The organism is Streptomyces sp. NPDC058470 (genome assembly GCF_042721055.1).
GTDB lineage: Bacteria > Actinomycetota > Actinomycetes > Streptomycetales > Streptomycetaceae > Streptomyces.
This window is the reverse complement of record NZ_JBHXMF010000009.1, coordinates 30,813-52,000: the sequence shown is the minus strand read 5'-3', so window position 1 is coordinate 52,000 and position 21,188 is coordinate 30,813. Positions and strand designations below refer to the sequence as shown.

General features: G+C 65.8%; 21 protein-coding genes, 1 tRNA gene and 1 other RNA gene. 4 read left to right on the top strand and 19 right to left on the bottom strand.

Annotated elements, in window-relative coordinates; all coding sequences use genetic code 11:
- Positions 1-57: 57 nt before the first annotated feature.
- Positions 58-2,424 carry a DNA polymerase III subunit gamma and tau gene (locus ACFWP7_RS09120; RefSeq protein ID WP_384378399.1) on the bottom strand — a complete coding sequence of 789 codons (2,367 nt, stop codon included), beginning with the start codon at positions 2,422-2,424 and terminating at the stop codon, positions 58-60.
- A gap of 97 nt (positions 2,425-2,521) precedes the next feature.
- An RNA gene (gene ffs, locus ACFWP7_RS09115) (signal recognition particle sRNA small type) lies at positions 2,522-2,620 on the bottom strand.
- A 71-nt stretch (positions 2,621-2,691) separates the two neighbouring features.
- Between ffs and ACFWP7_RS09110 the strand changes: the two genes are divergently transcribed.
- Positions 2,692-2,779 (top strand) — tRNA-Ser (locus tag ACFWP7_RS09110).
- A 62-nt stretch (positions 2,780-2,841) separates the two neighbouring features.
- Here ACFWP7_RS09110 and ACFWP7_RS09105 read toward each other — a convergent pair.
- From ACFWP7_RS09105 to ACFWP7_RS09055, 11 genes are all read right to left on the bottom strand, one after another.
- On the bottom strand, positions 2,842-4,125 hold the full coding sequence (locus tag ACFWP7_RS09105) for a tyrosine-type recombinase/integrase (RefSeq protein ID WP_384378396.1): 1,284 nt from the start codon (positions 4,123-4,125) through the stop codon (positions 2,842-2,844).
- Positions 4,126-4,210: 85 nt separating this feature from the next.
- Complete coding sequence (locus ACFWP7_RS09100) at positions 4,211-4,426, bottom strand: excisionase family DNA-binding protein (RefSeq protein WP_384378393.1); 216 nt, start codon at positions 4,424-4,426, stop codon at positions 4,211-4,213.
- 481 nt (positions 4,427-4,907) lie between these two features.
- A complete protein-coding gene (locus ACFWP7_RS09095) occupies positions 4,908-6,383 on the bottom strand; it encodes an ATP-binding protein (RefSeq protein WP_384378390.1) in 1,476 nt (491 codons plus the stop codon).
- Positions 6,384-6,385: 2 nt separating this feature from the next.
- On the bottom strand, positions 6,386-7,267 hold the full coding sequence (locus ACFWP7_RS09090; RefSeq protein WP_384378387.1) for a bifunctional DNA primase/polymerase: 882 nt from the start codon (positions 7,265-7,267) through the stop codon (positions 6,386-6,388).
- Between the two features lie 91 nt (positions 7,268-7,358).
- On the bottom strand, positions 7,359-7,820 hold the full coding sequence (locus ACFWP7_RS09085) for a hypothetical protein (protein ID WP_384378384.1): 462 nt from the start codon (positions 7,818-7,820) through the stop codon (positions 7,359-7,361).
- A 203-nt stretch (positions 7,821-8,023) separates the two neighbouring features.
- Positions 8,024-10,144: an FtsK/SpoIIIE domain-containing protein gene (locus ACFWP7_RS09080; RefSeq protein WP_384378381.1), complete on the bottom strand. Its 2,121-nt coding sequence runs from the start codon at positions 10,142-10,144 to the stop codon at positions 8,024-8,026.
- Between the two features lie 103 nt (positions 10,145-10,247).
- Entirely contained in the window at positions 10,248-10,565 is a 318-nt protein-coding gene (locus ACFWP7_RS09075) for a hypothetical protein (protein ID WP_384378378.1), read from the bottom strand.
- A 2-nt stretch (positions 10,566-10,567) separates the two neighbouring features.
- Positions 10,568-10,960: an RRQRL motif-containing zinc-binding protein gene (locus ACFWP7_RS09070; RefSeq protein WP_384378375.1), complete on the bottom strand. Its 393-nt coding sequence runs from the start codon at positions 10,958-10,960 to the stop codon at positions 10,568-10,570.
- On the bottom strand, positions 10,960-11,865 hold the full coding sequence (locus tag ACFWP7_RS09065) for a DUF2637 domain-containing protein (protein ID WP_384378372.1): 906 nt from the start codon (positions 11,863-11,865) through the stop codon (positions 10,960-10,962). The genes ACFWP7_RS09070 and ACFWP7_RS09065 overlap by 1 nt, the downstream gene beginning before the upstream one ends.
- Entirely contained in the window at positions 11,862-12,152 is a 291-nt protein-coding gene (locus ACFWP7_RS09060) for a hypothetical protein (protein ID WP_384378671.1), read from the bottom strand. Before ACFWP7_RS09060 ends, ACFWP7_RS09065 begins: the two co-directional genes overlap by 4 nt.
- Before the next feature lie 120 nt (positions 12,153-12,272).
- Positions 12,273-13,085 (bottom strand): DUF4097 family beta strand repeat-containing protein, encoded by an 813-nt coding sequence (locus ACFWP7_RS09055; protein WP_384378369.1) that lies wholly within the window; start codon positions 13,083-13,085, stop codon positions 12,273-12,275.
- Positions 13,086-13,582: 497 nt separating this feature from the next.
- On the opposite strand from ACFWP7_RS09055, the gene ACFWP7_RS09050 reads away from it, so the two are divergent.
- Together ACFWP7_RS09050 and ACFWP7_RS09045 are read left to right on the top strand one after the other, a co-directional pair.
- Positions 13,583-14,350: a helix-turn-helix domain-containing protein gene (locus ACFWP7_RS09050; RefSeq protein WP_384378366.1), complete on the top strand. Its 768-nt coding sequence runs from the start codon at positions 13,583-13,585 to the stop codon at positions 14,348-14,350.
- Positions 14,350-14,823, top strand: coding sequence for an NUDIX domain-containing protein (locus ACFWP7_RS09045; protein ID WP_384378363.1), 474 nt, complete (start codon positions 14,350-14,352; stop codon positions 14,821-14,823). Before ACFWP7_RS09050 ends, ACFWP7_RS09045 begins: the two co-directional genes overlap by 1 nt.
- Here the strand turns inward: ACFWP7_RS09045 and ACFWP7_RS09040 are convergent.
- Complete coding sequence (locus ACFWP7_RS09040; RefSeq protein WP_384378360.1) at positions 14,811-15,380, bottom strand: HD domain-containing protein; 570 nt, start codon at positions 15,378-15,380, stop codon at positions 14,811-14,813. The genes ACFWP7_RS09045 and ACFWP7_RS09040 overlap by 13 nt on opposite strands.
- An 11-nt stretch (positions 15,381-15,391) precedes the next feature.
- Complete coding sequence (locus ACFWP7_RS09035) at positions 15,392-15,838, bottom strand: GntR family transcriptional regulator (protein ID WP_384378357.1); 447 nt, start codon at positions 15,836-15,838, stop codon at positions 15,392-15,394.
- A 222-nt stretch (positions 15,839-16,060) separates the two neighbouring features.
- On the opposite strand from ACFWP7_RS09035, the gene ACFWP7_RS09030 reads away from it, so the two are divergent.
- Positions 16,061-16,855 carry a hypothetical protein gene (locus ACFWP7_RS09030; RefSeq protein ID WP_384378354.1) on the top strand — a complete coding sequence of 265 codons (795 nt, stop codon included), beginning with the start codon at positions 16,061-16,063 and terminating at the stop codon, positions 16,853-16,855.
- A gap of 227 nt (positions 16,856-17,082) precedes the next feature.
- Here the strand turns inward: ACFWP7_RS09030 and ACFWP7_RS09025 are convergent, their stop codons facing one another.
- The 4 genes from ACFWP7_RS09025 to ACFWP7_RS09010 all read right to left on the bottom strand — a co-directional run bounded on the left by ACFWP7_RS09025 (position 17,083) and on the right by ACFWP7_RS09010 (position 21,140).
- Positions 17,083-18,066, bottom strand: a complete 984-nt coding sequence (locus ACFWP7_RS09025) for a hypothetical protein (RefSeq protein WP_384378351.1) — start codon at positions 18,064-18,066, stop codon at positions 17,083-17,085.
- A 53-nt stretch (positions 18,067-18,119) separates the two neighbouring features.
- The gene (locus ACFWP7_RS09020; RefSeq protein ID WP_384378348.1) at positions 18,120-19,301 is read right to left on the bottom strand and encodes a hypothetical protein; all 1,182 of its coding nucleotides are present in this window, start codon (positions 19,299-19,301) and stop codon (positions 18,120-18,122) included.
- Positions 19,302-19,938: 637 nt separating this feature from the next.
- Complete coding sequence (locus ACFWP7_RS09015; RefSeq protein ID WP_384378346.1) at positions 19,939-20,079, bottom strand: hypothetical protein; 141 nt, start codon at positions 20,077-20,079, stop codon at positions 19,939-19,941.
- A gap of 491 nt (positions 20,080-20,570) precedes the next feature.
- On the bottom strand, positions 20,571-21,140 hold the full coding sequence (locus tag ACFWP7_RS09010; RefSeq protein ID WP_384378343.1) for a maleylpyruvate isomerase N-terminal domain-containing protein: 570 nt from the start codon (positions 21,138-21,140) through the stop codon (positions 20,571-20,573).
- Positions 21,141-21,188: the final 48 nt, after the last annotated feature.

Below are 21,188 nucleotides of genomic sequence, written 5' to 3'. Positions count from 1 at the left end.
AGTGCGGGGCCTCGTACTAGCTACCCATTACTCGCTGCCTGTACTTGCGGTTGCTCGCTACTCGTTCGAGAACTCCTCCACCACCGTCGCCCCCAGTTCGCGGACGATCAGGTCGTAGCCCGAGAGGGCGGACTCGACGAGGTCGGGGTCGTCGTCCTCGGGGGTGTCGTCCTCGGGGGCGACCGGGGGTGGTTCGGGGGCGGCGGAAACCCGGGTGGACTCCGAGGCGGGTGCGGACGGAGCGTGGCTCGCGGACGGACCCGACGACGCGGCGGGGCGGGAGGCCGGGGCCGACGGCTGCTGGGGGCGGGGGGGGGGGGCTGCCGGTGCCCCGCCATAACCCCCGCCGAACCCGGGGCCGGCCGGAGCGGGCGGCACCGAGCCTCCTGAACCACCCGGGCCGCCCGAGCCGCCCGAGGTGTCGACGATGGCGTCGACCTTCCACTGGACGTTGAACTGCTCGGACAAGGCCTGCCGCAGCACCTCTTCGCTGCCGCTGCTAGCGAAGTTGTCCCGGGCGCCTGCGTTGACGAAGCCGATCTGCAGAGTCGTACCGTCGAATCCGGTCACCTGCGCGTTCTGGCTGAGCAGGATCCAGGTGAAACGGCGACGGTTCTTGACCGCCTCCAGGATGTTCGGCCACAGCATGCGAGGGTCGGGCCCACCGACGGGAGCCTGGGCGGCAGGGGAGGCGGCGGCTGGAGCCGGGGCGGATGCACCTACCGGCGACGCCGGGGTTGTGGGCGCGGCCGGTGGCTGCGCCCCGCCCGTGGGGGCCGCCGTCGGCCACCCACCGGGACGCCGGCCACTGCCCGCGGCCGTCGGTGTGGGCCAGGAGCCGGGAGCACCGCCCGACGGAGCGGTGGGCGCGGGCGGAGCGGCGGGAGCCGCAGGAGGCGCCGAAGGAGGCGCCGAAGGCTGCGGTTGCTCAGCTACAGGAGGAGCGGCCACGGGGGGAGCGGCGTGGGTGGCCGCGGGAGGGGCGAGTGGGGCTGCCGATTCGATGACCGGCTCAGGCCCCACCGCGCGCACCGCAGCCCGCGCCGCCGCGACTCCACCCCCAGGAGGAACGGCCTGGCCCAGCGGTTCCTCCTGGCCCGCGGGACCGGCCTGGCCGGCCGAGGCCGGAGCCCCGCCCGCCCCACCCGGCGCAAGCCCCTGCCCCTGCCCATATCCGTGCCCGTGTCCTTGTCCGTGCCCTTGTCCGTGTGCATCAGCCCCAGGGACGTACCCCATGGCAGGGCCGCCCCCGCCGCCGGAGAAGTTCACACCGCGCTCGATACGGTCCAGCCGGGCCATGACGGACCGCTCGTCCCCATACGCGGTGGGGAGCAGCACGCGCGCGCAGATGAGTTCGATCTGGAGTCGCGGTGAGGTGGCGCCACGCATCTCCGTCAGTCCCTCGTTGACGAGATCGGCGGCGCGGCTCAGCTCGGCGGCGCCGAAGACGCCCGCCTGGGCCTGCATCCGCTCCACCACGTCGACAGGGGCGTCGATGAGTCCCTTCTCCGCGGCGTCGGGCACGGCCGCGAGGATCACGAGATCCCGCAGCCGCTCCAGCAGATCGGCAACGAACCGCCTCGGATCATTACCGCCCTCGATGACCCGGTCCACGACCTCGAAGGCCGCGGCGCCGTCCCCCGCGGCGAAGGCCTCGACGACCGAATCGAGGAGCGAGCCGTCTGTGTACCCGAGCAGCGAGGTGGCCATCGCGTACGTCACACCGGCCTCACCCGCACCGGCGAGCAGCTGGTCCATGACCGACATGGAGTCACGTACGGACCCTGCACCGGCCCGGACCACCAGTGGTAGCACCCCGTCCTCGACGGGTGCGCCCTCTTGCCCGCAGACCTCGCCCAGGTACGTCCGAAGGGTTCCCGGCGGCACGAGCCGGAACGGGTAGTGGTGGGTCCGCGACCGAATCGTCCCGATGACCTTTTCGGGCTCGGTGGTGGCGAAGATGAACTTCAGATGCTCGGGCGGCTCCTCGACGACCTTCAGCAGGGCGTTGAAGCCGGCCGGCGTGACCATGTGGGCCTCGTCGATGATGTAGATCTTGTACCGACTGCCGGCGGGCCCGAAGAAGGCCTTCTCGCGCAGGTCACGTGCGTCGTCAACGCCGCCGTGCGACGCGGCGTCGATCTCGATGACGTCGATCGAACCGGGCCCGTTCCTCGCCAGGTCCTGGCAGGACTGGCACTCCCCGCAGGGCGTCGGCGTCGGCCCCTGCTCGCAGTTCAGGCACCGGGCCAGAATCCGCGCGCTGGTGGTCTTGCCGCACCCGCGCGGGCCGCTGAACAGGTACGCGTGATTGACCCGGTTGTTCCGCAGCGCCTGCTGCAACGGGTCGGTTACATGCTCCTGCCCGATGACCTCGGCGAACGACTCCGGGCGATAACGGCGGTACAGCGCGAGAGACGACACGCATACGAGGTTATAGGCGCCCACTGACAACAGGGACCGCCCGGAGACCCGGGCCCCTGCACGCACCCGTACAAGCCCCGTACAAGTAGTGGAAGCAAACGCAAGCGCCCCCCACGCACCCGCCAGAGCCAACCTACCCTTGCTGCCTTCCGGCCCTGGGGGAGTTCAGTCAGATAGCGCCACGTGAGGGGCTCCGCACAGGGTACAGGATCCGAGCGGGGGGAACGAGTTCGCTAGCACTCCTCCACGTCTTGTATTGTTTGCCGCGGAGGATTCGCCTAGTGGCCTAGGGCGCACGCTTGGAAAGCGTGTTGGGGGCAACCCCTCACGAGTTCGAATCTCGTATCCTCCGCCAGTGCCTCACCGGGCACGATGTCGAAGGGCCCCACCGCAAGGTGGGGCCCTTCTTCGTTGTCCTCAGACCTCGTTGTCCTGGTTTTTGTCCACAGAGGCTGTTTCCGGGGGTCCCCAGATGGCTTCGGCGATCTTCCGGGCGACGTCCTTGAGCATGGCGTCCGGCACGTGCAGGTACCGTGCCCTCATGCTGTCGGAGGTTCCCGGTTCCCATCCCATGATTTGGTCGATGACCCGGGCTGGGACACCGAGCAGCATGAGCACGGTGGCGGCCGTGTGCCGGGCGTCATGCAGCCGGCCGTCCCGGACCCCCGCGTCTTCGAGTAGCCGCTTCCAGTCGTGATAGTCCGTGTTCGGGCTCAACGGGCCACCCAGCAGCTTGGTGAACACGTAGTCCGACTCGGTCCACAGGTCACCGGCCGCCTTGCGCTCACGCGCTTGCGTCTCGGCATGCGCACGGAGCATCGAGACCAGCGGGCCCGGCAGGGGCACCGCCCGCCGGCCCGCTCGGGACTTGGTGTTCTTGGTCTCGCGCCGCACCTGTACCTTGTCCGGGCAGTACCCCGCCTTCCGGCCGCACGGCGAGGCCTCCGGGCACCCGTGCTCGTACCGTGGGCGCAGACGGTTCCGACGCAGCTTCAAGTACTCGTTGCCCAGGTCGACGTCAGACCAGCGCAGTCCGAGCGTCTCGCCCTGCCGTAGTCCGAGCGCCAGAGCCAGCATCCAACGGGCGCTGTTCCGGCGCTTGTTGGCTTCGAGTAGCAGGCACTGCACCTCGTCTACGGAGTAGGGCTCTACCTCTGATTCGTCCTCTTCCATCCGTGGTGGCTTCGCCAACGCGGCGGCATTCTTCGCCGCGTAGCCGCGCCGCACGGCTTCCCCCAGCGCGGTCCGGGCGGTGCGGTGGGCCTGGTGAGCCGTACCCGCCTTGCGCTGCCCGTTCGCCTGCATACGGCGGTACAGGCTCTCCAGGTGTTCGGGCTGCAAGCGGTCAAGGCGGTGCTTGCCGACACCAGGCACGAGGTGAACGCGAACGGCGACCTCGTAGCCGTCGTACGTGTTCTCGCTGACGGTCGGTTTGGCGATGTTCTCAACCCAGTGCTGAAGCCACTTCTCAACCGTCCACGGCTTGCCGGGTTGGCTCGCCGAACCCGCGTCGCGCTGCTTCTCCAGCTTTTTGACTTCCTCGACCAGGTCCTCGCGCGTCTTGCGCGTCAGGTGTCGGCGGTAGGGCTCCCCGTTGTCCTTGTAGCCCATCGGCACGCGGGCGTGCCAACGACCGTCTTTCCCGAGGTAGATCGCGGATTCGCCGTTGGCGCGGCGGGTTCCCTTCTTCTTCTCTGCCACAGGCAGGCTCCTGTTTCTTGGTGTCGGGATGGGGACCGGGGCGGCGGGCTGTCCTTGTCCGGGAGTGCTGCCGCCCCGGGCGTGGTCAAGCGACTCGTTTGGCCGCGCGTCGGCGGGCGAGGTATTCGGCGGGTGCGTCTGCGGGGACGCGACGGAGACGGCCGATGTCGATGGACTCCAGTTCGCCGGTGCGGATGAGTGCGAAGCATGTGGTGCGGCCGATACGGAGTCGGCGGGCAGCCTCCTCCACAGTGAGCAGCACGAGGGTGTTGTCGAATGTGTCGACGGGGGCCGTGTCCATGCAGAGATCTCCCTAGGACCGTAGGAAGGGACTTGAGGGTCTTTCGGAGGTCGCGGGTGCGCGCGTCTGTCCGAGGTTCGAATTTCTGCGTCATTGCGTCATCAGCGTCATTCGGGCTTCTGACCTGCGACTTTGTGTGACGCGGCGGTTCAGGGGTGCGTCATCGCAGCGTCATGGGCTGCGTCATCCGGTGACGTAGCCCATGACGCAGATGACGCAGGATGACGCAGACACGGCCGTCTGCGTCATCCCTGTAGTCGCAGGTCAGGTGCCGTTTGCCAGCCCGCATGACGCAGATGACGCAGCGTCTTCCCTCTTAGGAAAAAGAGAGGGGGTGTCTGCTGTAGTTCAGTGCGCCTCACAGCGTGAAGAAGGAGCCGCTGCGCGGCACGACCTTGGGGCGGCGTTCCGCCGAACAGCAAGAAGAGCACGCCTCGCGGATGGTGCTCTTCTTGCTTGTCCGGGCGAGCGCGAGCGCGAGTCAGAACGCCCGCTTCTGCTCGTGTGGCGGCGGGGTGGCCGGGCGGGTCATTTCGAGGTAGCGGCCTTCGCTGGTACGGCCCGTGTCGATAAGGACACCCCGAGCGGCAAGCGTCGGCTGGAGACGCTTGAGACGATCGGAGAGGACTTTGCCCGTGGTCGGCCAGCCCTTGGGCAGGGGACGCGGTTCGTCGCCGCTGTAGAGGCGGCTGAGGCAGTGCAGCCACTCGGTTGAGGTCATCCGCTGTGCCGCCCCCGGATCGATGGAGTCGGCATGCTTGAGGACGGTTTGCGCGAGGAGATCGCCCTCAATGACGTCGTCGTTCAGGTCGTCCAGACTGGCCCGGTAGGCGGGCAGTGCCCCGAGGCCGGTGGCCGCATCGAGCTGCGCGCACAGGTGCGCGAAGTCGGCCATCCGCAGATCGGTCGGGGTCTCAGCCTCGGCTGCGCGGACCTTGACCGTGAGATCCAGGAGCGAGCCGAGAACGACGGGCAACACCTCCGAGTACTCCGCCCACAGTTCCGCCTCGGTCCGCCGCACGCGGGGCCGCTCCAAACGCAGCGGCAGGAGCCGTTCCGCCAGGTCGGGCCGGATGACGCCCACATCGATACCGGTCAGGAGTAGCGGCCGGCGGTAGCCGACGCGGAACACGTCCCCGTCCGTGAACAGGGCACGCTTGACGCTCTCGGCCCCGGTCACGATGCAGCACATGGCATCCGACAGGTCCGGCGTCATGTGGGAGAGGTTGTCCAGCGCGGTCACCCATCCCGCCGCCACCGCCGCGATCAGGTTCTCCTCATCCTTCGGCGCCCTGCGCAGGTCACCGCTCATACCCTCGACGATCCGCACGAGCATCCGCCCACCGGTGGACTTGCCCGCCCCCTGCGGGCCGGTGAGGAACGGGGCAGGGACGGGCACGGACGGTCCCAGGCAGCCGATCAGCCAGGCGATGGCCAGGCATTCGGTTTCCGCGTTGGCGAAGTTGCACAGCCGCATCAACAGGTCGATGCCCTTGCCGTCGGTGTCCTTGACGGGCAGGGGCAGTTCGCCGGTGAGCTGGGTACGTCGCCAGCACACCTCACGCGGGTCGGGGGTGAGAATGTCCCAGCCGGTGGGGTGGATGCGGACGGACTTCCCGTCATCGCGGCCCAGGTCCAGCCACGTGGCCCCGTCGAATCCGGGGGCAACGCGGATGTGCACAGGCTGTACGTCCTCGGACAGCGCGAGTGCTTCGATCAGGTCCAACGCCTCTTTGAGGGCGGACCCGTTGAACACGCCGCGCCCGTCGCGGAAGAGGCCGACCATGAGTTCCTGCCGGTGGCTGCCCGTGGTGCCCTGCGAGCGGATCGGACGGGCCACGGGGTGGCCGTTCTTCTGCGCGTACACGGTCCCGTCCGGGGTGCGGAAGTACCGGAAGTGTTCCTGCGCGTAGTCGGTGATGATCTCGCGGGCGGGAGTCTTTTCATCCTCAGCCATGGTCACAGTCCCAACCTGGTGCGGGCGTTGGTCCACGCGTCGGTGCAGTGCCGGGGCGACTCGCCCTTGGCCTGCGCGGCGGTGAACAGCCGCGCGGTGTGCGCCTCGGTGAGGCAGCCGCACCGGCCGTGCGTGGACAGCACCGCGAGGAACGTCCGGTAGACCGTGGCGTGCACCCCACCGGAAGCCGCGGTGATGCGCTGCTCTGCCATGGCGATGCCACGGTCCAGGTAGGTGCGCGTGCGGTGAGGGCACTCCCCGCCCCCGGCCAGTGCGGGCACCGTGATGGCCGCCGGCCGAACTGCGGCGGGCTCCTTCACTGCCAGTGCGCGCACGACGTCCGGCAGCGCCGTCACGGTGCCGGTGCCGGTGCCGAGCCATCGGGCGTAGGCCATAGTGGACTTGATGTCCACACCGGGCCGTACGGCGTTGGCGGACTGCACGGCGCCCTGGTAGAGCCAGTGCTCACCCCTGGTGGTGCGCACGGTTCGGGTGGCGGGCAGGCTCTTACGGGCCCACGCGATGGCTTCCACGTTGTCGAGGTCGACGACGGTGAGCCCGGCGCCGCCGGGGTGGTAGGCCACGGCCCCCGCTTCCCGCCAAGCCCGCGCCCACGTAGGCGAGTTGATGACGTCGGGGTCGGTGGTGGCGGCGGCCCAGCCGTGGCACGGGTGCGCGCAGAAGCAGGGTCCAGGAGTCTTCATGTTCGGTCGGCCACCGCACGCGTTGTCGGCGCACGTGCGGCAGTTGCCGAACGGCACCTTCCCCTGCCGCAGGGGCAGCGACGGCACACCCGCCGCCGCGAGGTCCAGCGCGGTACGCAGGTGGCTCACGTCCGGGTGATTCGCAGCGCCGGGGCGCCGGGTCTTGCAGTCAGGTGTCATCCTTGAGGTCTCCTGTTCTGCTACGTCGGGATACGGAGACCGAGGGCGGCGGGCTGTCCTTGTCCGGGAGTGCCGCCGCCCTCGGGTGTAGCTAGTTGAAGTGGTTGCGCTTGAAGACGGCCTTGCGGATGTTCACCGTGGTCCCGCCCTGGTGGCCGCGTGTGCTGAAGACCTGCACGGCCACCCAGCCTCCGAAGATGACGGCGGCCAGGGTGATCAGTTGAGTGATGAGCGCGGTCAGCGCCGTGATGAACGCAGTGAGCATGAGCAGCCCGCCGCACACGGCGAGGAACCCGACGCCCCCGAGCGCGACGTTCACCGCCGTCCGGGAGACGGGCGGCTTGGCCGCGACCGGTTCCGGCTGCACGGGGTTGATGGCGTATCCGGTGACGACGCGGCCGTCGGGAAGGACGATGCTCGCGACCGCCGGTACGCTGCCCGGCTGCATGGGAACGAGGGGCGTCGGCGCCACCATGGCAGGGGCGAGCGGCATGGGCTGGTGGACTTCCACGGCGGTCACGGGCCTGCTCGTGGTGGGGTGTTCGGGGTACATGCGGAATCCCTTCCGGCGGTAGGTCAGGGAGGCAGGGACACCCCTTGGCGGGGTGGCTGTGGAGGGGGTTTCAGGGGTCGACCTGCGATGCCTCCCTGCCTCCCTGACGATCATTTATGCAGGTCAGGGCCAGGGAGGCGGGTCAGGGAGGGGGTCAGGGAGTTCTCCCTGCCTCCCTGGCCCGGCCGGGGGTCGCCTCCCTGTCACTCGGCGGCGGAAGCGGAACCGTCGCTGTCGCGGTTGGTGAAGGCTCGGGAGAGGCGTTCGGCGCCGACGACCATGCGGCCGTCGGACTTGTACGGCTCGGCCCCGGTGCCGTCCAGCACGCGCTTGAGGTCGATGAACGACCAGGCGCCGTAGGCGTCCGCGTCCAGTACGGCCAGCCGCTTGAGAACGTCCTGAGTGAGCACACGCGCCTCGTCCCCGAGCACGGCGGCGACGTCGGCGAGCGGGTCCCGTTCCTCGCCCTTGTCGACGACGCGCAGGGTGGTGATCCCCGAGCGCATCGCCTTGGCGCGGGCGGTGATGACTTCGGCCGCGTCGTCGTCGATGTAGTGCGTGCGCACCGTGATGGACGCCTGCCCGGCGGGAATCTGGACGCCGTCGGAGGCGACGACCAGGGTTCCCCTGTCCAGGCCGGGGCGCAGCAGGTTGGGGGCCGCGCCCCCGTCGACGGCCTTGTCCCCCAGCGCCATCCGCGCCTGAGACTCCGTGCCCAGCGCGAGCGAGGCACGGGTGTGGGCGCCCTCGCGCACGAGCTTGGGAAGGTTCTGGTCGGTGGGGTCCTGGGTGCCCTGCCACATCAGGACGTTCACCGCACGGCCCTGGTTGTGGATCTTGCGGACGGCCATGAAGTACCGCGAGGTGGCCTTGGACCCGCCGTAGGGGCGCTTCTCGTCGTCGACGACCGGGCACATGAACGCCATCTGCGCTTCGTCCACGATCACGATCAAGGCGGGGAACACCGTGCCGGGCGGGGCCTGGATACGGCGGTTCATCTCCTCGACCGCGTCCTCGACCATCTCGGTCACCTGGATCACGTGGTCGTCGGTCGGGCCCTGAATCAGCACGTTGGCCAGGCCGTCGAACATCTTCCAGTCACCGATGCCCTTGAGATCGCCGATCCAGAACTGCACCGACTTGTCCAGGGCCAGCCACAGCGCGAGGGAGCGCAGGGCGACGGTCTTACCCTGGTTCGACAAGCCCGTGATCAGCAGGTGGCGCTGATACACGCTCAGCGCCGCCATGTCGCCACGCAGGTCCTGACCCCAGGGAGCGCGGCCCTTGGTGTAGTCGGCCGTCATCGTCCCGTCCGTGACCAGCGGAGACGGCCCGATCGGCTCGTCCAGGGCCCCGGAGTCGGCCACCCACAGGCGGACCGTGCGGGCGGCGGTCGGGATGGTGATGAACACCTCGTGTTCGTGCCGACTGAGGTTCTCGGCAAGCTTGCGGCGCCGGTTCTGCACTTCGATCGTCGACACCCCCGAGGGAAGCGTCACGTCGACCTCGACACCGCATCCGGCGATCCGGATCGGGCCCAGCATGGACGCGCCGGCGTCCCCCATCTCCTTGATGGCGTTGCGCAGCGCGGGCACCCCGAGATCCCGCAGGGCCTTGACCACGATGGACGGGGTGATCGGCTCGCCCTCGCCGTTGCGGACGTTGGCGGGCAGCGCCCACGCGGGTGCGGCCTGCTGCTTGCTGCCCACGGCCCACAGGGCGAGCAGGGCGAACAGTGGGCCGACGATGAGCGAGGGGCCCCATATGACCTGCACGACCCGGATCAGCAGGGCGATGAACTCGATCGTTGCCTTCAGAGGGGTGATGACGTCGGTGACGTCGTGGTTGTTGATCGCCATGACGACCCCGAGCGCGACCAGCACGCCGATGCTCACCCCGGTACCGACCGCGATGCCTTTGGCGGCCTCTACGGGCGAGTGGAGCAGGTCCATGCGGCGGTGGTGGCGGGCCTGGCGGAAGCGCGTGAGCCGCTCTTCCCACTCCTCGGCGGCTTCCACGTTCCCCGCGGCTTCCGCCGTACGGATCATGCGCTCGTAGCGGGCCCCGGTCTTGCCGTCCCAGGTGCGGCGGGCCACGATCCGGCCCCCGTTGAACGTGTAGAGGCTGTGACGGGCCACCGCACGAGCGGCGCTCTTGGTGTTCTCGTGGGTGGCGGCGGTCTTGACGGCACGTCCGGAGCGCACCCACAACGGCACCAGAGGCGCGGGCGGGGCGTCGGGCACCACGGTCAGCACCGTGGGAGTAACCTCCGGCTCAGCGCCGGTGAGCGGGCTTTTGACGAGAGGAACGACGTTCTCGGTCATGCTGGTAGTGCTCCTGACTGCCCTCTTGGGGGGCGGGAGTGGGAGTGAGGGCGCCGGGGTGGTCGGGTCCGTGGAAAGAGCGGGCACCCCGGCGCCGGGCTGGTCAGAACCAGCCGGAACGCTTCTTTGCCGCCTTCTCGCGGGCGGCTTCGGTGATCAGGCGTTGCTTCTCGCCGTGCAGGGCGGTCAGTTCGGCGTTCAGCCGCATCTCCGCGTTCGACGTGGTGGTTTCGATCTGCTGCTCGGCACGGCCGGTGCTCTTGCCCCGGACGACCTGGTAGGAGCCGCCGGCCAGGGCTCGGGCCATGGCCCGGCGCTCCGCACCGTTCAGCGGCCACGACTCGCCCCGCTTGACCGCTGCCAGCTTGACGGCGGTCTTCTGGATCTCACGGTCCAAACGGCGGATCTCGGACTTGGACACAGTCAGGCCTCTCTCGGGGTCGGCTCGGGGTAGGCGCACAGGACGCACATGCCGAGCGAGCGCGGCATGCAGTAGCTGTAGATGACCTGGCACTTCGGGCAGGTGCGGCGGGCGAGCATCGCCAGCGCGAGCGCGCCCCACTTCCGCGAGGTCATCGGGCGCACGGGCTTGGCGAGGTCGATGCGGTAGAGGTAGGCGACCCGGACCCCGCCCGCCCGCCGGTTGATGCGCATGACCTGCGCCGCTATCGGCTGACCCCCCGGACGCAACCCCCTCGCCCGTAACTGGCGGCGGGTGGCGAACTGGTCGTCGTCGGGGCAGTACTTCCAGGGGTAGGTGGGGATGCCGTAGCGGGCGCCGGTCGGGTCGAAGCACTTGCCGTAGGCGGCGGACATCAGACGACCGCCGTAGCGGCACGCTCAGCCTTGAGGGTGTCGCGCAGCATCCGGGCGTTGACCGGGGACGTGTGCACCGCCAGGCGGATGCCCTCAGCGGTCAACTTGGTGTCCGGCCAACCGGCCGTCACCTTCCGCGCCTCATCGAGCAGTTGATCCGGTGTGCGCTTCGATCGGGTCGGGCGGGCGACGGCCGGAACCCGACCGGTCGCCCGACGCGGACGAACCGATGCGGCCGGTACTGCGCTGCGTACGATCGGCTTGACCGGTACCGGGATCGGGGTGCTGGTCGGCATCGGCTTGAGACCCGGAGCCGACTTGAGGAAACCGACCGGATCGGGCACCCGCACCACCGCCGGAAGGGCGGGCGGCGGGGTCGATTCCAGCAGGTCAGGGGTAGACCGATTGCTCACGCTCTCGGTAGATTCCTCCGCATTCGCGACCGGTACCGGAATCGGGTCCGGGGCCGGTGCGGCGCGGTGGTGCAGCACCTTGGCGACCAGATCGGAACCGAAGTAGATCGACCCGACCGGAAGCGACGTCGCCAGCAGAACCAGGGCCCAGTTCGCCGGGTCCCAGTCCGCGAGCCGTCCCCAGTCGACCGTGCTGCCGTGCAGCTCCGGCACGAGACCGTGCACGTAGTTGAGGACCAGCGAGGCGAGCGTGTAGGTGCCCAGCACCCGCAGCGCGAACTTCCGGTCCTTGCCCGTCAGAACCAAGGTGGCGATCAGGGCCAGAGCCATCAGGCCGTCGACCACGAACGGGTAGAGGGTGGCGGCCGTGTGGTCCGCGCCGACCGCGCCCGCGATGTCCCGCAGCGCGTTCCACGACACCCGGAACGCCATGACGACAACGGCGACCAGGGCCAGCACGAGGGCGGCGCGCCCCTTGCGGTTGAGGCTCACGCCGCTTCCCCCATCCCCGTCCGGCGACCGGAGGCGGCACGCAGGAACGGCACGGTCCGGGTCAGCGCGTCGGCGTACAGGGCGTCCCAACCGGCGACCTCGTCACCGTCCTCGCCCATCTCCCGCAGGTCCCGCAGGATTTCGCGGGCCACGTCCTTACGGGCCCGCCGCTCCTTGGCCGTCTCCGACTCCAGCGGGCCACGAAACAGCTCGATGTCGATACCGAGCGCCAGTTCCGCGAATTCCGAGTCGCCGTGGGCCTCTTGACCGGCGACGAAAGTGCGCATGCGCATGGTGGATCTCTCCTCTTGCTACGTCGGGAAGGGCGCGGGGCGGTCGGCTGTCCTGTCCGGGAGTGCGACCGCCCCGCGAGGGGTCAGGCAGTGGGGTGATGAACGCCGTGGGCGCTAGCTGATGTGGACGTAGCCGCTGGTCACCCGGCGGCGGACGTTCAGGTGAGAGGCGCCGGTGACGCGGACGTTGCCGGAGGTGGCGCCGACCGCGAGACGGCCGGTGGCCTGCGGGGTCGCGGCCAACCGGACGTTGCCGGAGGTGAGGTTCAGCCGCGCATCGCTGCCGCTGTAGGCGCCCACGGTGAGATTGCCGGAGGTGAGGTTGACGTCCAGCGGGCCGGTTACGTCGCCCACGATGACGCTGCCGCTGGTGATCGTGGCGTCCAGGTCACCGACGCGCTCAGCGGTCAGGGTGCCGGAGGTGCCGTCGTACTCCAGCCGAGCCAGCGTGCCCGTGATGACGGTGTTCGCGGCGTGCGTACTGATCAGCGCCACGGACCGGGCGGGCAGGTGGACAACGGCGCTGATCGGCGTCACCGCGTCGCCGGACGGACCGGTGGCGGTGACCTCGCGGCCGTTGATGAAGACCTTGCCGCCACCGTGGCCGGTGACGTGGACGTTGCCGTTCACGATCTGCACGCCGTTGCCGCCGGAGAACGTCATGGTGTTGCCGCCCACGCGGATGGTGGTGCTGCCACTCATTCCGCCGGCGACGTCCGGGACGCGGACCGTGAGGTTCTGCCCGGTGAGGCTGGCGGTGGTGTCGCGGATCGCGTCGGTCGACGGGCCGGAGGTGGCCTCCGTCGTCAGCACCATGCGGGCCTGCTTCAGCTCGGGGTCGCCGACGACGCGGATACTGCCGGCGTTCATCGCCAGATCCAGGGCGATCGGGCCAACGACGTCCACGGGGATGATGCGCTCGGTCATGGAAGAACTCCTGACTGCGTCGGGATGGGAGACCGGGCGCGGCGGGCTGTCCTGTCCGGGAGTGCCGCCGCGTCGGGAATGCGAACCAACTCCCTGCAAGCAGCGGGGAGTTGACGTGAGGTAGTGCGCTGTCTCCTTCGGGAACACGAGCTCCCGTTTCAGGCGTATGGAGACGTGACCTTTCGGTCTGAGCCCTCCGGTTGACCAGGGGTCCGGGTCCCTCGGCCCGCTCTGTCCCGGGCCTCTTGTCGTGCGCTCGATCGGCCCGCCGAAGCGACCCGAACAAGGGGAACATGTATTACGTGTTCCTCATCTTGCAGAGGGAGGTTCGCCCCGTCAAGCCCTTCGGCTGTTGGAGGTCTGCGAGTCCCTCGCGCTCGATGTACCTACAGACTGGCGTCGGCAGCGACGACGTTCGACTTCGCGGTTGCGCGGCTCAGGTCGTTCTTAGCTACCGTGAAGTCGAACCAAGTCGTCCCAGGAAGTCGGAGGTTGGCATGGCGAACGAGCGACTGCGCGGCGCGATAGTGGACTTGGGCCTGACGCTCGATGAGGTCGCCGAACGACTCGGGGTCGCGGCCAAGACAGTCGAGCGATGGATCAACGAACCTGAGCGCAAGCCATATCGCCGATTCCAGTTCGCAACCGCATCATTGTTGAGGTGCGAGGTGTCGTACCTATGGCCGGACGAGCGCACGTCAGCCGAGGTCGCGGCCGCCGGCAATGCGGAGTTGGTCAGGCTCTATCCACACCGCTCCGTCGTGATGCAAACCCTCTGGACGAACCTCTACTCCAAGGCGACCCGTCAGTTTGACCTGCTGGTGTACTCCGGGTTCTGGCTCACGGAAGACGCGTCGTTCCACCGCATCGTGAAAGAGAAGTCGGCCGACGGAGTGCCCATCCGCTTCATGCTGGGAGAGCCCACGTCGCCGGCCGTGGCCATGCGCGGCGAGGACGAAGGGATCGGCGCTGCGTTGGCAGGCAAGATTCGAAACGCCCTCGTCAACTACGGCCCGCTCTTCGGCCTGCCCGGTGTCGAGTTCCGCTTGCACGGCACCACGCTCTACAACTCGATCTACCGGGCCGATGACGAGATGTTGGCGAACGGCCACCTGTACGGGGTCGGTGCCTACATGGCCCCCGTCCTCCACCTGCAACGGATCCCGGGCGGTGAACTCTTCGACGCCTACGCTGAGAGTGTTGAGAAGGTGTGGGAGTCGGCCCGTCCGATCTCCTCACCCGCCGATTGGGAAGGCACGCGCTGATGAGCCGGATCGACTACTTCCGCGACCCGAACGCCCCGAAGGCCAACTCGGTGGTCCCCTCGGTGACGGCGGTGGTCCGGGACGATGCCGGACGCCTGTTGCTGATCCACAAGACGGACAACGACCTTTGGGCCCTGCCCGGCGGTGGCCACGACATCGGTGAACGCATCGCCGACACGGTTGTTCGCGAGGTCCGGGAAGAGACCGGCATCGACGTTGAGGTCGACGACATTGTGGGGCTCTACACCGACCCTCAGCACGTGTTGGCGTACGACGACGGCGAGGTCCGGCAACAGTTCTCCATCTGCTTCCGGGCCCATGCGGTCGGCGGTTCGCTGCGCACAAGTAGCGAGTCGAAAGAGGTCCGCTGGATCGATCCGGCGGACCTTGACGGACTGGACATCCACCCATCGATGATGCTGCGCATCCGGCACGGTCTCGATCACACGCGGCGAGGGCCCTACATCGGCTGACCATCACCGGAGACTTCGGCCATCCGCTCCCCGACGCGCTTCGACGCTGCATGGATCTCGGGGGCCGCACGCTGGATAAACCGCCCGACGATCGTGTCCGCGCCGTATCGCTGCACGATCTCGTCCAGCCGCTCAGTCGCCGTCGTCTGTGTCCCGTCCGGCGTCGTCGTCATGTCGCAGTACAGCAAGGCGTCTACTAGGTCGGGACGCTCTAGGTCGAACTCGCTCTCAAGTACCTGACGGAGTCCGCGTTCCTCTGCTTCCAGCAAGGCACAGGAGTGATGGGCCACGAGACGAACAACCCGCTCGTCCGCGCCTTCCTGATCCCTGAGGAACCGCGCGCCGTCCAAGGGATGGAAGCCGGTGGCAGCAATGGCCGGCGAGTAGCCGATGTCATGCAGTACGGCCGCCGCTTCCAACAGCTCCGCGTCGTCCCCCAGGATCGGGCTCAGGGAGCGAGCGCGCTTGGCGACCCCTAGTGAGTGCTCCCACCGGCGTGGGAGCGGTTCGGAGAGCAGCGATTCGGAGAGCGTGTACGCCCACTCAGTCAGTCCCATGGCGGCCAAGACTACGGCCGGGCGGCGGGAGTCGGGAGAGCGCGCACGGTTCGCCCCTTGCCGTGCACGGTGGCAAGCAGGCCGTTTCCTTCCATCTGTGCCAGAACGCGGCGCACGGCGGTCCGGGACGCGCCGAACCGCGCACACAGCTTCGCTTCGGACGGGTACGTGTCCCCGACCGAGAGTGAGTCCTCTTCGATCACGTCCGTCATGCGCTGCGCGAGCGACCGTCGGTCACCTCCCCGGACTACGCGCCACCCGATCCCAGGAGCGGACTCGACAACCCCGTCAGCTTCAAGAACCTTGAGCGCGCGACGGATCGTGTTTCGGGAGACGCCGTGCGAGTCCATCAGCTCGGCTTCGGATGGCAAGGTTTCTAGGCCGTGCTCCGCCTGAATCCTGCTTCGCAGCGCCTCCGCGATAACCATGTAGGTTCCGCGCGGACTAGCCTCCGGCACTTCGACTCCTCTCACGTAACGCAATCGCCCGATACCAAGGGTCCCACGACCACACAGCACTGTGACCTGGCCTCCGTCACGTGGCTAAGAGCAGAGCACCACCTCGTCTGCACCTGCGCGCTGCACCTGAGCACAGTCCAAAAAAGCGATGCGAACGACACCTCTCCCCAGGCACAATCCGTGTTGGACTAACAGCAGTGAGCAACGCGAAAAGAGAGTGTCATGATCACGCCGGAGTGGCGGCCGCTCGCCCATGAGGCCGGGCTCGCCTCGTACTCGCTAAGGGGTGGCCTAGCAAGTCTCAGAAAGGCCAACTACGCCGATCCGCATGTCTATTATTGCGGATTCTTCCAATACACCATCGGTCTCGAACGGATCATGAAGCTGACCCTGATCGTTGACTACGTCGCACAGAACGGAAATTTTCCAAGCAATCAGCAATACACGAAGAAGTACGGCCACAAACTAACTGACCTTCTTGCAGGTATTGCAGATGTCCGAAATCGCCTTGACCCGTCAGCGCACGTATGGGAACTGCCAGACACCGACCTGACCGATGCAGCTATCTCCTTTCTCTCGGACTTCGCAATCGGCGCACGCTACTACAACATCGACGTACTCACAGGGAAAGAAAAGACTCAAGACCCAGTGGAACGTTGGTTCACCGAAGTAGGGAAGCTACTCATAAGCAAACGGAAGCGCCCTTGGCGCAACACCGAATGGGCACAAAATCTCGATACCCACATGGGGAGAGTATCGAGTATTCGCTTCGAGTCTGAGGATGGCTCACCCATTCACGGATTCGCTGCCGCAGCTCAGGCAGCGAACGAAAGCGAATACGTAGCCAAAGAAGGAACCTTCCTCTGCGCTAGGATCGCGCGACACGCAATCTCGATACTCCTCGCCCGGAGTGATCAGGTCTCTCACTCGGTTACTTTCCCGTACTTCATTGAATTCTTCTACCTCTTCACAATGGACGATGCTTACCTGAAGCGGCAAAAGTCGTTTACGGCCTGAAACTGACTGCCCAGCCACGAGGTGCCAGCTCCCCGCCGCAGCGGTGCGAGCCGGCACCTTCTCCGCTCAGTCCCCCGGATGGACCGAGACCTCAGTTCTTGTCCAGTACGCTGAAGGCTTCTATCGTTCACTGTCGTACGAACCAGCCGTCTGACCCTGTCCCGTGAACTCCTACGAACGCCCAGCGCAGACATGTGGACAGTTACACGGAGGTGAATCGCTTCGCATCAGTCGATGTGATCTATATCTGTCTGCCCACTGGACGCATTCAACGCTAGTTGCGTTGTATTCGCTTTCAATAGTCTACCTATCGCTGCATCTCTATCATCCTCGTCTCTCAGTAATAGCTCCACCTGGTTATTGTTGACAGTCACTTTTCCCTGCAAGGTCTTCTTATTAAGCAGAGTTGCCATACCACGGATGAGTTTACTCTTGAGCGGGCTGAGATCCTTTGTCTGCCACTTGTCTGATATACCATAAGTAGCTTGGCGGAAAAGATCGTCGGCCTTAATGACGACGCATTCGGGAACATCTGCCGTTCCAATGACTTGAACGGCGGCCAAGTAAAACCGTTCAAGCAGTACGCGGTGGCAGTATTCCCGCTCCTCGCGTGATTGATTATCGGCAGCCGCAGGGTCGTAAGGAATCAGATACAAGGGGCGAGCTTCGCTAGAAGCTCCGGCAACGATCAAGGTACGGCCGACTAGTTCCGCCAAATGTGGTGACGGATCTTGACTGATCTGCAATTCAGCCCACAGGCCGTCATCATCAATCTTCAGACCAAGCACTCCGTAGAGCGCTGTGACGAATCCATCTTCTGCCAGCTCGTCCGATATCTCGGCTAGTGTCTCGGTCTGAAGTGAGCAGTCCTCGCTGGGTAGCACGTAAACAACGACGGCTTGGCCGTCAACCCCGACTGCCGTGCTGGAATCTGCACAAGAAATCAAGAGTTTACGAGCTTGTCCAGCCGTACTCGACGCTGTACTGAAACTGGAGGCCTTGCACTCCAACACCAGGTGGTCACCAGAAGCAAGGTGATGAAATAGCAAGTCTGGCTCGGGGGGGTTGGGCCCCCATCCACGCTGCGCGACTTTCGCACGCGCTTCAAGGCTGAATGCTAGTTTGGACCCCAGCGAGCGCAACCGATATCCTGCGTCAAAAAATGGTCGCTTTCCATCTTTAGCCGGGGTCGACTTGGCGACCAGCCACAAGCAACTATTGACCTGAAATACCGGGTCACGAGTAAGCAATTCCCCCCCTGGGCTCAGACTGCTACCCCTTGGATCAAAGACCCGTATTCTTGATCGCCAATGTAAGCTGTCACTTTAGGGTCGACGAAGCGCTGAATGTTTGACACCAGTCGATTGATAGAATTACCACAGGTGCCATGAGGCAAAACAGCGATGACCCGTTCTGGAGTCATCTCAAGCACTAGAGGCTGCCAAAGGTGCTGATCTATAGCATTGGCGTGCACTTTCTTATCACTCAGCCAGGTTGGATACCCGGTAATCCTGAATCGATTGCGCCTGCTATTGAAGAGACTCATTACCCATCGCTTAAAGACGTCTTCAGGAAGGCTCTTACTGAAGACGATCTCAGCAATCGATCCAAAATTCCCGTCAGCGATGCCGTGAGGACCCGATGCAGAAACCCATAGTTGCTGCTCCACTCGCTTGGTCAGCGCGCGATACAAGTCCACAACTCCACGAACGGTGGCACGATGATCTAGAAACGAACTGCTCCGATTAGTCAACTTGCCGTCGTAGTAGAGATCGTGACCTCCCCGCCCCTGAGCAGGAATTCGAAGCTGGGTAATTGAAGCCAATGGCGCATACTCTTGGGAAAGTGGATCCATCTTCTGGGAAATCACTTCCAGCTTGTCCACCATCGTAAAACGCGAAGTCCTGCGCTCATCTTGGAAATATTCCTCATCACCCTCGGGAGTCTCATAAATCGACTCATGCTCAAAGGTGATTTTCCCGTAACGTTTATTATTGTTATCTCTCAGGACTTTCGTCCAGAGAGCAAGGAAACTTTGCGATGAAAGCCAAAGGTGGTCGAGGAAGGGATTCGCGGTTACGGCTTCCCTAACAAGCTTGTCTGATTCCACCGAAGGTAGCAACGTGTACAAGGCAAGATACCTGGAGTCGATCTCCTCTAGGACCGCTACACGTTCTCCCGTTGGCGCATAAAGTGTATACGCTCCAGCGTCGCCAGTCAGGCCATCGATACGAATTTCGCTTCGCTGAAAGATTTCCGCAATTGAGGGCCTGCTCTCTACGATACCCCCGTCGACAGTTTCCAATAGATACGTCTTTTGCAGGCCAGCTTTCAAACGCTTGTCTTGAAGTTGCTGAACATCCGGAACTTCGCTTCCGGAGAAATAGTCAAAATAATCTGCCTGTCGTTCGAAATGGGGTAGCAGTGCGTTTTTAGAAATTTTCACACATCCCCCAATCGTTCAGTCATGATCATTTGTCTAGAACTAATAATTGTACATGTAGAAGCCTGCTGAGTGTAGATGCAGATGGTGATCGACTCAATATGGTGAAGGTGTGGCGCGAAGGTTTAAGTAACGGTTGGTTGTGTGCTGAGAGCCCAGGCTCCGATGCACGGGTGGGCGACGGATGACTCCACCCTGCTGCCAGCACCTCATCGGTCCTTCGTATGCCGGCACCGACACACACGGCGATCACCGGGGCTGCGCGAAGTGTCGAGAACCACGACAGCTTGCCTTGCGAACGAGAGCAACGCTTCGGCACCGCTCGTTGTCCTGGTCTTTGTCCAGTGCACCAACGGCCGCCATCGTTCGCCGCCGTACGTGCGGCCCCTCTGACCTGCCCACTGAACCCCTACGAACGGCTCCGTACGGCCGCGCGGACAGTTGGAAAGCGTGTTGGGGGCAACCCCTCACGAGTTCGAATCTCGTATCCTCCGCCAGTGCCTCACCGGGCACGATGTCGAAGGGCCCCACCGCAAGGTGGGGCCCTTCGACGTTGTCCTCAGCCCTCGTCGTCCTGTGTTTTTGTCCACAGGGGCTGCTTCCGGGGGTCCCCCGATGGCATCGGCGATCTCGCCCAGGGCTACCCCGTCGGCTGACACACGCCCTCGTGGGCACCGGACACCCACCGGCTCAGGTCGAGCTGGTTGAGTCCCCTGAGCAGCTCGTCGGAGAAGGCGAGCTGCTCACAGTCAAGGTCGCCGAGGTCGACCTTGAGCGTCACCGGGTGCGACTGTTGGCTGCTGACGCAGCGGGTAGTCAGAGAGATCTCCTCCGCTGACGGCGAGGTTCAGCTCCATGCCCAGACGCTTGATCTGCGGCTTCGGCTCGGTCGTGCGATACATCCGCACCGCACGCTCCCGCAACTCCAACGGGTACTTTCTCGGAGCAGCCACGGTCAAAGGTCCTCTCATGAGACCCATCTGACCCGCTGTCACCAGCCCCCGCATCTCGGGAGCCTCAGTTCCTTCGGCCGCTGCGGCTGCAGTCTCCAAGGCGGGCGGCCCGGGGAGCAGCGCGCCCTTGTCCTTCTGCGCCTGTACGGCCTTGTCGCGGGCAGCCTCTGCCCGGCCTTCCGTCTCTATCGACCCTTCCATGTCGGTGAATGCAGCGGAACCGCCCGCCAAAGCGGCATCTTTCGCTGTACCGGCGACTGACCGCTGGTTCTGCGCCTGCTCCTCTGCCTAGTGCTGTGACCGGGAACGTTCGCCGGGGTCAGTCCGATCGTGCTGCTTCCCACCTCCATGAGGTTTGGCGAGGGAGGCCGTCGAGTTCTCCGCGGCCGGTGCACCAGCGGAGTACCTGAGTGGGGTCCCCGGACGGGGCGGCGGGGAAGAGCCGGTTGAGTACTGCTGCGCTCAGCGGTGCTGGTGGCAGCCAGTCCACGGACAGTCCCTGCGTGATGTCGTAAGTGTGCAGCAGGATTTCGGCGACGCCCATCGCCGCGAACCCTTCGGGGTCGCACGGGCCCCAGTGCCAGGCCCGCAGGGCCGGATCGGCTGTGGCCAGGGCGCTGCTGAGCAGTCCGCCGCAGGCGGTGACAGCCTGGAGTACTTCGGCCGGCGAGGCAGTGGGGCGAACGTTCAGGTCGACGGGAAGGTAGGCGTCGGCGGGCTGTGCTGCCAGCTGCCCTGCGTAGGCCAGCAGGTCGTGGCCGATGTGGGCTGCTGTTTGCCAGCAAGTCCATTGGAGTGGCCCCGCTGGCACCGTCCAGTCCTCGGCGGTATGGGGGCCGAGTACTCGCAGCATCTCTGCCACGGCGGCGTCGACGTCCTGAGGGTCCATGCAGAGCTCCTTGCGGTCCGTGTGGTGGGAGTGGGCTGCGCCGGTTGT